Here is a 13,176-nt window from a genome sequence, read left to right as displayed (position 1 = left end):
AGCAGTGCAAATCTAAGTAGAGCTAACATCAGTCATGCTAACCTTGGTGATGCTAACCTTCAAAGCGCTAATTTGCATCAAGTCGATTTAAGTTGTGCCGATCTAAGTTATGCCAATCTGAGTGATGCTAATTTGTATGGTGCTGAATTAGATGGTGCCGAACTGAGCAATACTAATCTAAGTCGTGCCAATTTACAAGGAGCATCACAGATCAATGGTGGGAGCAATGTTAACCTGAGTGATGCCGATCTAAGACGCGCTAGGCTAGCGGATGGTGAGCTGATAAACTCCAACTTGAGTGGAGCTAATTTAAGCCGTATTGACCTCAGTTTCTTTTATTATTTTGAATTAAAAAATGTCAATTTGAGTAGTGCCAATTTACAGTATGCTGATCTCAGGGGTATGGATTTAAGTAGTGTTGACCTCACAAATGCTGACTTAAGTTATGCAAACTTAATTGGTACTCTTTTAGTTGGAGCAAATCTTAGTGGTACTATCCTAAAAAATGCTCTCTATACAGATCCAAATTTACCTGCTGATATTGAACAACTTTCTCAAGCATACTTCATTGCTCCTGGTGTCAATTTGAGCAGTGCCAACTTAAGTAAAGCATGGCTGGAATACCAAGACTTGAGTGGTGCTGATTTGAGTCATGCAAACCTGAGTTATGCCAACTTAGAATATGCCAATCTCATTGATGCTAACTTGACTGGTGCAAACTTGAATAGTGCGAAATTGTCTAGGGCTATTTACAGTTCAAAGACAATTTTTCCACCTGAAATTGATTTAACTAACGCAACTTACATTGGTGCTGGTGCGGATTTATCAAAGTCTCAATGTAATCTAAGAGGTTTTGACCTACAGTACTTTGACCTAAGCAATATCAACTTGAGAGGTCGCAATCTTAATAATGCTAACTTAATTGGTGCTAATCTAAGCAATGCTAACTTGAAGAATACTTCTTTAAAAAACGCTAATTTACAGCAAGCTAATCTCAGTTACGCCAATCTTGAACAAGCAGATTTAAAAGATACAAAATTTGATGGTGCTATTTTTTACAATACAATTATGCCTGATGGTAGTATAAAGAATGATAATTTATAGTTGTTAAATTCTTGCAGGTTGGCTAATAGAATTACGATGAATTCGGTAGTATTTGTGACTCAATAATCAAGCGATCGCATCGCACTTGCATCATGTATGAGAATGCGAAAGCGGTAAGGCGTTTTTGCACATTTGGGATGCTCCCGATTTTTAGTTCTTCACAATTTATAAACATCACTACGATGCTTTACTTTGACCACCGTGACTAATAGTAAACCATCTTGTATTTCGTAAATAATTCGATATTTTCCCAATCTGACTCTATATAAATTATCAGAACCTTCTAATTTTTTCACACCATCAGGACGAGGTTCAAAAGCAAGTTCTTCCAATTTAGCAACCACTTTGTGTTGAACATCATAGGGTAATTTTTTTATCTGTCTTTTTGCAGCCGGAGTAATTTCTACTTCGTAACTCACAAACCTAATTCCCTTTTGAGTTCACCCAAGGAAATCGTACCAACCTCGTGTGCTTCTTTCAATGCAGCTTTTGCATCTTCTAAATCTTCTAAATCTTCTTTGGCTTTCAAAAAAAGTAAAAAGTTCAGAACCTCGTATACAATCTCTTCTGGTACATTTTCTATCTCTTCAATTATTTTCTGTTTGGCATTCATAAATTCCGTTTATGCTGGTTGACTCTATTATAAGATGATGGTTATTGAAGTCTTGTTAACTCAAGTAAGAAATTGCGATGCGTGTGGCGGGCTGCGCCAACGCACTTCATCATGCAGGACATCGCACTGTGGATAGTGAGAAAGGCTGACGCAGTTGACCGTATATGAGAATGGGAAAGCGATCGCTCCTTACCATTCACAAGAGAAAAGCGATCGCTCTTGATCTGTTGTGCTGTGTTATTGATTTTTTTCTATCTAATCACCCAAAGAGCCACCACCTGTGGCAATCTGGGAAACAGAGATTTATTAAATCTGATATTTGAGCTACAGCAAATTTACCTAGTCAGGTTATGCAAACTCTGCCCACAGTCAACACTTCAAGCATCACATCAACTCAAGCCACCTTTGATACAACCATCAAGCGGCGTAAAACTCGCCCTGTAAAGGTGGGAAATGTCACCATCGGCGGCGGCTACCCCGTTGTAGTCCAGTCCATGATTAATGAAGACACTCTTGATATTGATGGTTCCGTAGCTGGTATTCGTCGTCTGCACGAAATTGGCTGCGAAATTGTCCGCGTCACAGTGCCGAGTATGGCTCATGCGAAAGCTTTAGGGGAAATTAAACAAAAATTAATTAAAACTTACCAAGACGTGCCAATTGTGGCTGATGTCCATCACAATGGGCTAAAAATCGCCGTAGAAGTTGCCAACCATATAGAGAAAGTACGGATTAATCCGGGCTTGTATGTGTTTGAAAAGCCAAACATCAATCGAACTGAATATACTAAAAGCGAATTTGACGAAATTGGCGATAAAATCCGCGAAACCTTAGAACCTCTAGTAGTTTCTTTGCGCGATCAAGGTAAATCGATGCGAATTGGGGTAAATCACGGTTCCCTCGCCGAACGTATGCTATTTACTTACGGTGACACCCCCGAAGGAATGGTGGAATCTGCCATAGAATTCATCCGCATCTGTGAGTCTTTCGATTTCCGCAACTTAGTAATTTCCATGAAAGCCTCACGAGTACCGGTGATGGTAGCCGCCTATCGTCTCATGGCCAAGCGCATGGATGATCTGGGTATGGATTATCCGTTACATTTAGGCGTTACCGAAGCTGGTGATGGCGAATACGGGCGAATTAAATCCACGGCTGGTATTGCTACCTTACTTGCTGATGGCATTGGCGATACAATTCGCGTCTCACTGACAGAAGCACCAGAAAAAGAAATTCCCGTCTGCTATAGCATTCTCCAAGCTTTGGGATTGCGAAAAACGATGGTGGAATACGTCGCTTGTCCTTCCTGTGGACGCACTTTGTTTAACTTAGAAGAAGTGCTGCACAAAGTTCGGGAAGCCACTAAACACTTAACTGGGTTAGATATTGCAGTTATGGGTTGCATTGTCAATGGCCCCGGAGAAATGGCAGATGCCGACTATGGTTATGTTGGCAAAACACCTGGTTACATTTCTTTGTATCGTGGCCGAGAAGAAATTAAAAAAGTCCCAGAAGATAAAGGTGTAGAGGAATTAATTAACCTGATTAAGGCAGATGAACGCTGGGTAGAACCTTAAAGCGGCGAGGGGAGTGAGGGAGATGAGGGGGACAAGGAGGACAAGGGGGACAAGGAGATAAACAAAACTCCTAACTCCTAACTCCTAACTCCTAACGCCCAATTCTCAAATTCGCCAGATTGTCAAGTATTTTGTTTAAATTAAGAATAGATACTTGGTCTGTAAGTGTTAGCCTGTGTTAGATTGAGCATACTGATTATATATTTTCCCTCTGACGCAGCTGTCATTATGGTGATTACAAAAAGTAGGCTTGTTTTGGGTGCTACGGCAGTTACACTCTCCACGATCGCTGTTACTAGCCTTGGCATTCATTCCCGAGGTCAGGCTTTATTTAAAGCAAGTCCTAAAGAATTAGTAGATGAAGTTTGGCAAATTGTCCAACGCCAATATGTAGACGGTACTTTTAATCAAGTAGATTGGCAAGCTGTTCGTAAGGAATACTTGAGCAAGTCCTACAGTAATCCGCAGGATGCGTATAAGTCCATTCGGGAAATGCTGAAAAAGCTAGAAGACCCGTACACCCGATTTATGGACCCATCGGAATTCAAGAATATGCAGGTGGATACCTCTGGAGAATTGACAGGGATTGGGATCACCATTAGTCAGGATGAAAAAACCAAGCAATTGGTTGTAATTGCGCCAATTGAAGACACACCAGCTTTTAAAGCTGGTGTTTTGGCGAAAGATGTCATCCTGAAAATCGACGGCAAAGATACTAAGGGGATGGATACCAATCAAGCAGTCTCCTTGATTAGAGGTGAAGCCGGAAGCCAAGTCAGCCTGACGATTCAGCGCGACGGTAAGACAAAACAGTTTGACATCAAACGGGCGCGAATTGAAATCCATCCAGTTAAGTTTTCTCAAAAGAAAACCCCAGCCGGAAATCTTGGTTACATCCGTTTGAACCAGTTCAGCGCCAATGCTGGTAAAGAAATGCAAACTGCTATCAAAGATTTAGAAAGCAAAAAGGTGGCTGGATATATTCTCGATCTGCGTGGTAATCCAGGCGGCTTACTCTTCTCCAGTGTGGATATTGCCCGGATGTGGATGGATAAAGGTAAGATTGTTTCCACCGTTGAACGCCAAGGAGAGGCAGAAAAGGAAGAAGCAAACGGAAAAGCCTTGACAAATAAACCTTTGGTGGTGCTGGTAGATAAAGGTTCAGCTAGTGCCAGTGAAATCCTTTCAGGGGCTTTGCAAGATAATAAGCGTGCTACTTTGGTCGGAACTCAAACCTTTGGTAAGGGATTGGTGCAATCAGTGCGTCCTCTGGAAGATGGTTCAGGATTAGCGGTGACAATTGCTCATTACTATACCCCAAATGGTACTGATATCAATCACAAAGGCATTTCGCCAGATGTGAAGGTGGAGTTGACCAAAAAGCAGATGGAGGAATTGTGGCTCCATGAACGTGACAAACTCGCTACTCTTGCAGACCCTCAATTCGCTAAAGCAGTGGAAGTCATAGGTAAAAAAATTGCTGCTAATGGCACACCTACAGCAGAAAAATAAGTTAGGAGTCAATAGTGAGGAGTTAGGAATAAAAACATCATTGTTAACTCTTAACTCCTAACTTAAATTGGTTGGCATTTACCAGCCCTAATAAGTCCGACACGCCGAGCGATCGCTTCTTCTTGCGAATTAAAAGGCCCCCACTGTTCTATAATCTCTGGATTATCATCACCAACTTGGTCGCTGGGGATAATTTCACAGTTTCCAGCAGAACGCTTGACAATATACCAAGTTTGTGAGTTGTTCATATTTTAAATAAAAATCTTGTTTTTATAGTCAGAATTTTACTGCATACAGAAAATATCTTCGCACTTACTGCTAAATCCTACATTCTGTAGGTGCGATCGTAGAACCCTGTGGTTTTTTTTGCCAAGCAATCATATCTTAGATGCTTGAGGATAGTTCCTGTTGCTCACCCTATCCTCAAAAATCAATTCCCTACGAACTTAGGCAGAGCTTTATTAAGCCTGAATTTAAACTATGGACGATAGGCAATCACTCAGTTCGATTGAGTTTCTCTAAGAGAAGAGCTTCTACCTCACTCTCAGGATTGTCAAGGGAGAAAGGATAAGGGTGTTGTGTAGAGAAGTCAGAACGACTCATCAAAACTTGTAATGCAGCCCGAAACGCTTCTTCGTCATTTCTATGTTCTGAAATATATTGTTTTATTTCAGTATTGGTCATCTGGTTGAGGTTTTGCATCATAGAACAAATTTCCAATTCCCATCTTGATCAATTATGACTGCAATCTCATCGTTCAAACCAGCTTGAATATAAAGTGTTTTCAGCTTTTGGTCATAGCAAAAAACCTGGATAGGCTGATACAAATTAGAAAGTAATTGGCAAAGGAATATCGCTTCCATTATGAATAGCATTAGAATTTAGTATGAGCCTTACTAATAGACTGCATTAAGTACATATCGCCATAATTCATCATAATCAGTATAACTTGTAAATAAATTTTAACAAATCTTACCTGGAACAATTAAAAATACATGAAATTAGACTTAGTAGAATATTGTCAGGATAAAGCTTTGCCAAGTGAGTGGCGTTTAGATGGTTGCCAGTTAGGTAATGTAAACTTGATTGTTGGTAAAAATGCCTCTGGCAAATCAAAAATACTGAGAGCTATCAACCAGATATCGCGTTTCCTATCTGGTAACGAAAGTCTAAGACCTTATCGTATATTGCAAGAGTGGAAATTAACTTTTGATTCTGATAACGAAGATAACAAGAAAGTCTATATATTGATAGTTGATAAAGGTCAGGTAGTTAAAGAGAGTTTCACTATTGGTTCTAAGAATTACCTTGACAGAAATGAATCAGGTGAGGGTCGGATTTGGGCTGAAAAACTACAAATGGAGATTGAATTTCAGACTCCCACTGATGAAGTTGCTGCTTTCCATCGGAGAGATTCTATCCAGCATCCTGTTTTTGATGATATTTATAATTGGGCAATTTCCTTGAATTATTATCAATTTGGAACAGACTTAGGTAGGAAAAATCTTGCGGTCGCCCCCCCTTTTAAAACAATAAAAAAGATAAAGTTGAGAGATACAGATAACGTAATTGATATATTCAAGCTAGGAAAAGATAATTTAAATCCTGCTTTTATTGAATTTATCAAATCAGATATGTTATCTATAGGTTACAACATATCTGAAATTGGCACTCAAACGCCATCAGGTATATTTCCTGATGAAGAAAAGGAAGTTTCCTTAGAATATATACAATGTCTTTATGTTCAAGAAAGTGATTTAAAAGATAAAACCGAACAAGGGCTAATATCTCAAGGTATGTTTAGAGCTTTATCTCTAATCATTCAAATAAACTACTCACTTTTAGCTAAAAAGCCTAGTTGTATATTAATAGATGATATTGGAGAAGGACTCGACTTTGAAAGAGCATCAGCAATGATTGAGTTACTTATTAGTAAAGCAAACACTGGATTAGTTCAGTTAGTGATGACCACTAATGATCGCTTTATCATGAATGGTGTTCCTTTGGAGTATTGGTCGGTGATTGAGAGGAAACCAGGATTAGCTAAACTTCACAACATACATAATTCAAAGCAAATATTTGAGGATTTTAAATTCACTGGTCTAAACAATTTCGATTTTTTTGCCACTCAATTTTATATAGAAGGGTTTGGTAATCAGGAGCAGATAGAGCAGTGAAAAAGCTAGCTATTTTTGTGGAGGGGCAAACAGAACAGATTTTTGTAAGAACATTGCTTAAAGAGATTGCTGGAAAAAATAATATTGCAATAGACGAACAATCTTTAAGCGGTAAACCAGGAAGTAGAATTAATACCTTAATAATGAGCGATAATATTACTTTCCAAACAAAATTCTATGTCTTAGTTTACAACTCATGTAGTGATACCAGTGTTATTTCAGACATGAGGGATCAATATAATTCTTTAATTGGATCTGGCTTTGAGAGAGTAATAGGATTAAGAGATGTTTATCCAATAGCCATAGCTGAAAAAGTAAAGCTACAAAGTCGTTTGAACTCCTTCTTACCAAAAGGGACGATTCCTATTCATATAGTTCTTGCTGTCATGGAAATAGAGTCATGGTTTTTAGCAGAATGGAACCATTTCATGAAAATAGATTTAAGTCTTACTCCAGACAAAATTAAAGCGACTTTTGGATTTAACCCTCAAACTGATGATATGGAGACAAGACCTCATCCTGCTAATGATATGGACTTGATTTATAAACTTGTAGGTAGAGCTTACAAAAAGCAAAGGAATCAGGTGAATACAATTGTTTCAAGCTTAGATTATGAGTTTTTATATATGCAACTTGTCAATAGTGTTTCTAGCCTTGGAGAATTTGTTAGATATCTTGATCTATTTATAATTCCTTAGTCAATTATTTATCATTCTCAAATACTTTGCCTAAGTTATCAAATAAAGTATGAAGGATAAAGTTTTTCAGTCTTCATCTTTCACACTTCATCCTTAACTAATACTTCCGCTCTTTTGGCTCAAACATGGTAATCGCCACCGGTCGATATTGTATATCAATTCCGGCTGGTGAATAGTAAGCCATTGTGTGTTTGAGAAAGTTCGTATCATCTCGCTCGGAATAATCTTCGCGGAAATGAGCGCCACGACTTTCTTGCCGATTCAGGGCTGATGCTAAGATAGTCTGTCCTACTACCATCAAGCTTCGCAATTCTAAAGCTTCCACGAGTTCGGTATTCCAGCAACTACCCTTGTCATCTAAATAAACTTGAGGGTATTTTTGTTGTATTTCTCCTAGTTTCTGCAAACCTTCAGTCATTAATGCCTCAGTGCGGAAAACGCCGCAGTACTCAGTCATACAATCTTGAAAAGCTTCACGCACTTGGTTAATACGGTACTCTCCTGGTTGTTCTAACAAAGCTTGAATTTGTTGCTGGGCTTCTGTTATGTACCGTTGCTCATCTACAGAGGGTAACTTGCGTTTTTGGACAAATTTAGCGATCGCAGCCCCAGTTCTCTTACCATAAACGACACATTCCAATAGTGAATTACTCCCCAAACGATTTGCACCATGTACAGAAACACAAGATGTTTCACCCGCAGCAAAGAAAGCATCAACTAAACCATCACCGCTACTACGAACTTGACCATCGGTGTTAACTGGGATACCACCCATACAATAGTGAATTGTCGGGCGGACTGGCATAGGTTGAGTTACTGCGTCAACACCTACTAGACGATGGGCTTCTTCCCAACAGAAGGGAACGCGACTCATAATTTTTTCTTTACCCAGATGGCGTAGATCGAGATAGACAAAGGGACCACCCGCACTTCCATCAAGATGGATACCACGACCAGCGCGAATTTCGTAAGCGATCGCTCGTGAGGTAATATCACGAGGAGCTAGTTCCATACGGCTAGGTGCATAGTTGGCCATAAAGCGATCGCCTTCACTATTAATCAGATACGCCCCTTCACCCCGTACAGCTTCTGAAATCAGCACCCCTACCGGATATAAACCAGTGGGATGAAACTGCACAAATTCCATATCTTCGAGGGGCAAACCTGCGATCGCAGTCATTGCCAAACCATCACCAGAAGAAGCGTAATCATTAGAGGTCGTATTATAAACGCGACCATAGCCCCCTGTGGCAAACATCACCGCCTTAGCCCGCACCACCTCAATCTGTCCATCCAAAAGGTGGAACATTACCACACCCTTCGCCTCATTCTCTTCTAAAATGAGACGCATCACATACCATTCTTCATAAACTCGCACCCCATAACGCCGCAAATTGTTAACCAATTCGTGCAGAATTGCGTGACCGGTCTTGTCAGCAGCGTAACAAGTGCGGTTATGAGAATGTCCCCCAAAAGCCCGTTGAGCAATGCGCCCATCGGGTAAGCGAGAAAATAAAACGCCGAGATGTTCCAAGTCAATTACCACATCTGGCGCTTCTTGGGCGAGAATCGCCACAGCATCTTGGTCTGCCAAGTAATCAGAACCCTTGACAGTATCGAAAGCATGTGCTTCCCAACTATCTTCGGAATCAACATTTTTCAGCGATGCAGCCATACCACCTTGAGCCGCAACTGAGTGCGATCGAATTGGGTGAGTTTTGGCAATCACAGCAATATTTAAACTAGGGTTAATACGGGCAATTTCCAAAGCAGCGCGACATCCTGCTAATCCACCCCCGACAATAATCACATCATGTTCCAGCATATTTAGCCCCCGACTGCAAACCACTGCTGTTCTATTGTAGAGACGTGATGAATTAGGTAGTGCGTTGCAACAGTGGTATCTTGACAAAAAATCCCTGCTTATGGACAGGGAGGTGATAACAAATTTTGAAATTAGGAGTAAAAAGTTAAAAACCAAGAGTTATGCACAAATGGAGTAACTCATAACTCCTGTACAAACGCGATTAATCGCGTCTCCTAACTCCTAACTCTCTAGCTAGTTGCTTGTACAGGTTGTTGCTGAGACACATTACCTGGTATGGGTTCCATTTTGGTTCCCGGTCCTACAGGACTGACTTCAATATGATTTAACAAGGTAGTGACAAACGCAAACAACAAGAAAGGTAGCGATAGCAAAACAACCAGACCGGCTGTTGCTAAAGCGTACACGGGCCGTTTGGCACCCATTAGCGCCAAGGCTGATGCCAAACTTAGGGTAATTGTAATCAACCAAACAATTATTTGACCGTAGATATCACCGAAAGTCAGGGTACAGACAAACCGATACTTTTGAATATTATTTTCGCTCATCACATTTGCCTCAAGTCTCTCCTAATAGGTTCTACGTTAGAACTATGTTTGACTTGTAGGCAATTTCTAAATATTTTTGCAAGCTTCGTAATATCACTTCACAATCTAGCCGCCAAAGGAGGTAAGGCAGCTATGCTAAAAAACCTCTTTCGTTCATGGAAGATATGGCAATTGCGTTGGCGCAGCCCGCCGTAGGCATCGCCTCCTTAACAAAGACTATCTTAGTTTTAGGCAAACAGACTATTTGTCATCTGTCAAATTCAGGATATTCAAAATAAATATATGGTAATTCTATTTAATTTGTAAAAATTGCAACTCACACATCCCCGACTTTCTAAAAGTTGTCGGGAATCTTGTTTATCAGGAATCATTCAAGATTGTTATAGTATTTAATTTTTTGCTAGTAAATAATAACTAGAGAAATCAAGTAAAATCTGGATGTAAAACCGATTTTTTGATGTTAAATTTTGAGTATTGCCCGAATTTGTTGACTTAAATCAACAAAAACCTTTATTTTTAGTGGCAACATTGTTTTAGGAGTGAATGTGAATACTATTTTTCTTCGTAAAGGTGTTTTTTGGTTGCCAAGTATAGCTGCTCTTGCATTCCTGAGTAGCGGCTTATCTGCAAATGCCCAGACAGTAGACAAGGTGAGCAGTCAACCATTAACCGAACTTTCCGCAACCATAGCGTCTCCCAACGAGTTTAGTCCAGAACTAAACACTGCAAGCCAAAATCTCTTTACAGAAACAACTGAAACTTTTACAGTTACCAATTTAGCTAAGGTACAGCAGCTACCCAACACTGGGATACAGGAAAACGCCAGTGCAATACCCATACCCGTTCCAGGCACGGTAGCGACCTCATCTGCGACGCTCGCCTCTGAGTTTGTCCAACCGACTTCTCAAACTACTGTTCAACCCTCTGCTCCCAAAGTGGCGCAATCGGATATTGATTTAGGTAGAGCTACCCGTGGCGGTAGTAGTTATCTTGGCATCGCCGCTAACATTGGTTTGAGTGGTGGTGACACCTCTTTGGGCGACGGTAACTTTGCGGTAGTCAGCAAAATTGGACTGACAAATTCTATATCAGTGCGACCCTCAGCCATATTTGGGGATAACACCACAATTCTACTTCCGATCACCTATGATTTTAACTTCAAATCAGCAGATGCTTTTAGCGAACCATTAGCGATCGCACCTTACATCGGAGTGGGTGCAGCTTACAAAACTGGTGGTGATTCGCAATTTGCATTTTTGGCATCTGCTGGCATTGATGTGCCTCTAACTCCTCAATTTACCGCAACGGCTGCTGTAAATGCCGGATTTTTCGATCAAACTGATGTGGGCTTATTATTAGGAGTTGGTTACAACTTCAGTGGGCTTTAAAAGTTAAGAGTTAGGAGTTAGGAGTTATTAAGATTAAATTTATAACTCATAACTCCTAAATTTCTACTTAGGGGTAACTTTGTCAATTACCTTGATTTTGCCATCGTCTCCGACTGTCCAAACATCGTATACACCAATGACATCGCCGTTAGCATCAACATCTACGTTGCCGCTAGCTCCTTGGTAGTTAATCTTTTTACCATCTTTAAGTAACTTCAATCCCTCGCAGACATCAGTAACTTCTGTGCCAGGGCCATCAGCAACTTCACGGATTTTGCCGGCTATGCCAACGCCTGTATTTTCTTTAGCAGCTTGCGCCGCCAATGTCAATAAAGCTGCTGCATCCCAAGCTTGAGGAGCGTATTCTCCTGGCGCACCACCCTTTTTATCCTTCCACAGCTTGGTGAAAGCTTCTAGTGCTTTACCATCGGAACCAGGTACTGTACCGATCGCTCCAGTTAAAATATATTTATCACCATCTTTGCCTACTTGTTCGGGAAAAGTAGGTGATTTTACCCCATCTGTCAGTAGAATTTGCACTCCTTTCGTCACACCTTGCTGATAGGCGGCTTTCAGGAACAAACTGCCAGTTTCCGCATAAAGTACAGCTAGGACTGCATCTGGTTTACCAGCAAAAGCCGCCGCCGCTTCTGTATCAAATGTCTGGGCTTTCGGGTCGTAGCGGACGGGCTTATCTTTATTAACGATGGTTCCACCCAATTTTTCAAAAGTTTGCACAAATGCTTTTTCAAAACCAACGCCATAGTCGTTATTAATCACAACTGTAGAAACTCGCTTGAAACCTTTTTTTCTGGCAAGTTGGGCTAAAGCTAGTGCTTGGTAGGTATCAGGGGGAGCAGTACGCGCCCAAAAACCTTTATAGTCGCCTTTTTGGGCTTTTTGAGTAAATATAGGACTGGTACTACCAGGGGAAACCAGCATAACTTTATTCGGTGTGGCAATGGAAACTGCTGCACTAGAAACGCTACTGGCAAAGGAACCAACTACACCTGCCACTTTATCTAAAGTTGCTAGTTTAGTCATACCGGCTGCACCCGCTCTCGGGTCGGTTTGGTCGTCTACTTGCACCAAAGTAACAGGTTCGCCATTCACCCCACCGCAAGCGTTGACTGTATCCACTAGTAAAGGGACTGAACCTAGCATCTGCTGTCCTACAGAAGCCAAGTCGCCTGTTGTCGGTAGCAGTGAACCAATTTTTAGCCCTTTAGCACTGCTTGTAGTAGTTGAGTTTGCGGCTGGGGTAGCACTACTCCCGTTATTAGCTGTACCGTTGGGGGTATTGTTATCACCACAAGCCCCAACTAGAAACCCAGTTGCGAGGGTAGCTATACTGAAGGCTAAGGCGGTGCTAATTTTTTTCATAAATTACTCTCACTCCTCAAAATATTTAGGAGCCTAAAAATAAGATCCAAACTAGATTTGTAACTTAGCTGGATCTTATCAAGTCTCCAAAGGATAAATCATATCATCCATCTTTGGGAGTAGGAGTATTTACGCGGTATTAATATTTATTTTTCTACACAGAATATACTCCGTGTATTTATTAAAGGCTGGAAAACGGAGAGGGAGGGATTCGAACCCTCGGTACGGAGTTGCCTGCCGTACAACAGATTAGCAATCTGCCGCTTTCGACCACTCAGCCACCTCTCCATGACTCACGAATACTAATGATAGCAGGTTGGTTGGGAAGAGTCAATAGTCATTTGTCATTTG

General features: G+C 40.9%; 14 protein-coding genes and 1 tRNA gene. 6 read left to right on the top strand and 9 right to left on the bottom strand.

Features of this window, described 5'->3' with window-relative positions; genetic code table 11:
* Positions 1-1,104: pentapeptide repeat-containing protein (locus tag HWQ37_RS05090; RefSeq protein WP_292744563.1), on the top strand; the 1,104-nt coding region annotated here is incomplete at its 5' end.
* Positions 1,105-1,262: 158 nt separating this feature from the next.
* Here HWQ37_RS05090 and HWQ37_RS05085 read toward each other — a convergent pair.
* Positions 1,263-1,523, bottom strand: a complete 261-nt coding sequence (locus HWQ37_RS05085; RefSeq protein ID WP_292744561.1) for a type II toxin-antitoxin system RelE family toxin — start codon at positions 1,521-1,523, stop codon at positions 1,263-1,265.
* Entirely contained in the window at positions 1,520-1,717 is a 198-nt protein-coding gene (locus tag HWQ37_RS05080) for a hypothetical protein (protein ID WP_292744559.1), read from the bottom strand. The genes HWQ37_RS05085 and HWQ37_RS05080 overlap by 4 nt, the downstream gene beginning before the upstream one ends.
* Positions 1,718-2,067: 350 nt before the next feature.
* Here HWQ37_RS05080 and ispG point away from each other — a divergent pair, with 350 nt between their 5' ends.
* Positions 2,068-3,294 carry a (E)-4-hydroxy-3-methylbut-2-enyl-diphosphate synthase gene (ispG, locus tag HWQ37_RS05075; protein WP_292744557.1) on the top strand — a complete coding sequence of 409 codons (1,227 nt, stop codon included), beginning with the start codon at positions 2,068-2,070 and terminating at the stop codon, positions 3,292-3,294.
* A 228-nt stretch (positions 3,295-3,522) separates the two neighbouring features.
* Positions 3,523-4,806, top strand: coding sequence for a carboxyl-terminal processing protease CtpC (ctpC, locus tag HWQ37_RS05070; protein ID WP_292744555.1), 1,284 nt, complete (start codon positions 3,523-3,525; stop codon positions 4,804-4,806).
* A 62-nt stretch (positions 4,807-4,868) separates the two neighbouring features.
* On the opposite strand, the gene HWQ37_RS05065 is transcribed toward ctpC, so the two are convergent.
* The 3 genes from HWQ37_RS05065 to HWQ37_RS34805 form a co-directional block, all read right to left on the bottom strand.
* Positions 4,869-5,054, bottom strand: coding sequence for a DDE transposase family protein (locus HWQ37_RS05065; RefSeq protein WP_292744553.1), 186 nt, complete (start codon positions 5,052-5,054; stop codon positions 4,869-4,871).
* Positions 5,055-5,301: 247 nt separating this feature from the next.
* Positions 5,302-5,511 carry a DUF6887 family protein gene (locus HWQ37_RS05060; protein ID WP_292744551.1) on the bottom strand — a complete coding sequence of 70 codons (210 nt, stop codon included), beginning with the start codon at positions 5,509-5,511 and terminating at the stop codon, positions 5,302-5,304.
* Complete coding sequence (locus tag HWQ37_RS34805) at positions 5,508-5,669, bottom strand: DUF6888 family protein (RefSeq protein ID WP_465249668.1); 162 nt, start codon at positions 5,667-5,669, stop codon at positions 5,508-5,510. The genes HWQ37_RS05060 and HWQ37_RS34805 overlap by 4 nt, the downstream gene beginning before the upstream one ends.
* 132 nt (positions 5,670-5,801) lie before the next feature.
* Here HWQ37_RS34805 and HWQ37_RS05055 point away from each other — a divergent pair, with 132 nt between their 5' ends.
* Positions 5,802-6,983 carry an ATP-binding protein gene (locus tag HWQ37_RS05055; RefSeq protein ID WP_292744549.1) on the top strand — a complete coding sequence of 394 codons (1,182 nt, stop codon included), beginning with the start codon at positions 5,802-5,804 and terminating at the stop codon, positions 6,981-6,983.
* Positions 6,980-7,681: a DUF4276 family protein gene (locus tag HWQ37_RS05050; protein ID WP_292744547.1), complete on the top strand. Its 702-nt coding sequence runs from the start codon at positions 6,980-6,982 to the stop codon at positions 7,679-7,681. The genes HWQ37_RS05055 and HWQ37_RS05050 overlap by 4 nt, the downstream gene beginning before the upstream one ends.
* Before the next feature lie 97 nt (positions 7,682-7,778).
* On the opposite strand, the gene HWQ37_RS05045 is transcribed toward HWQ37_RS05050, so the two are convergent.
* Both HWQ37_RS05045 and HWQ37_RS05040 read right to left on the bottom strand, forming a co-directional pair.
* Positions 7,779-9,506 (bottom strand): succinate dehydrogenase/fumarate reductase flavoprotein subunit, encoded by a 1,728-nt coding sequence (locus HWQ37_RS05045; RefSeq protein WP_292744544.1) that lies wholly within the window; start codon positions 9,504-9,506, stop codon positions 7,779-7,781.
* Positions 9,507-9,736: 230 nt separating this feature from the next.
* Positions 9,737-10,054: a hypothetical protein gene (locus HWQ37_RS05040; RefSeq protein WP_099102821.1), complete on the bottom strand. Its 318-nt coding sequence runs from the start codon at positions 10,052-10,054 to the stop codon at positions 9,737-9,739.
* 545 nt (positions 10,055-10,599) lie between these two features.
* Here HWQ37_RS05040 and HWQ37_RS05035 point away from each other — a divergent pair.
* Positions 10,600-11,442, top strand: a complete 843-nt coding sequence (locus tag HWQ37_RS05035; protein ID WP_292744541.1) for a hypothetical protein — start codon at positions 10,600-10,602, stop codon at positions 11,440-11,442.
* A 63-nt stretch (positions 11,443-11,505) separates the two neighbouring features.
* Here the strand turns inward: HWQ37_RS05035 and HWQ37_RS05030 are convergent, their stop codons facing one another.
* A complete protein-coding gene (locus tag HWQ37_RS05030; protein ID WP_292744538.1) occupies positions 11,506-12,825 on the bottom strand; it encodes an ABC transporter substrate-binding protein in 1,320 nt (439 codons plus the stop codon).
* A 196-nt stretch (positions 12,826-13,021) separates the two neighbouring features.
* Positions 13,022-13,113: transfer RNA gene (locus HWQ37_RS05025), tRNA-Ser, on the bottom strand.
* Between the last annotated feature and the right edge of the window lie 63 nt (positions 13,114-13,176).

This window comes from Nostoc sp. NMS4 (assembly GCF_017115095.1).
Taxonomy (GTDB): Bacteria; Cyanobacteriota; Cyanobacteriia; order Cyanobacteriales; family Nostocaceae; genus Nostoc.
The sequence above is the reverse complement of the archived record's forward strand: the minus strand, read 5'-3'. Positions and strand labels throughout refer to the sequence as shown.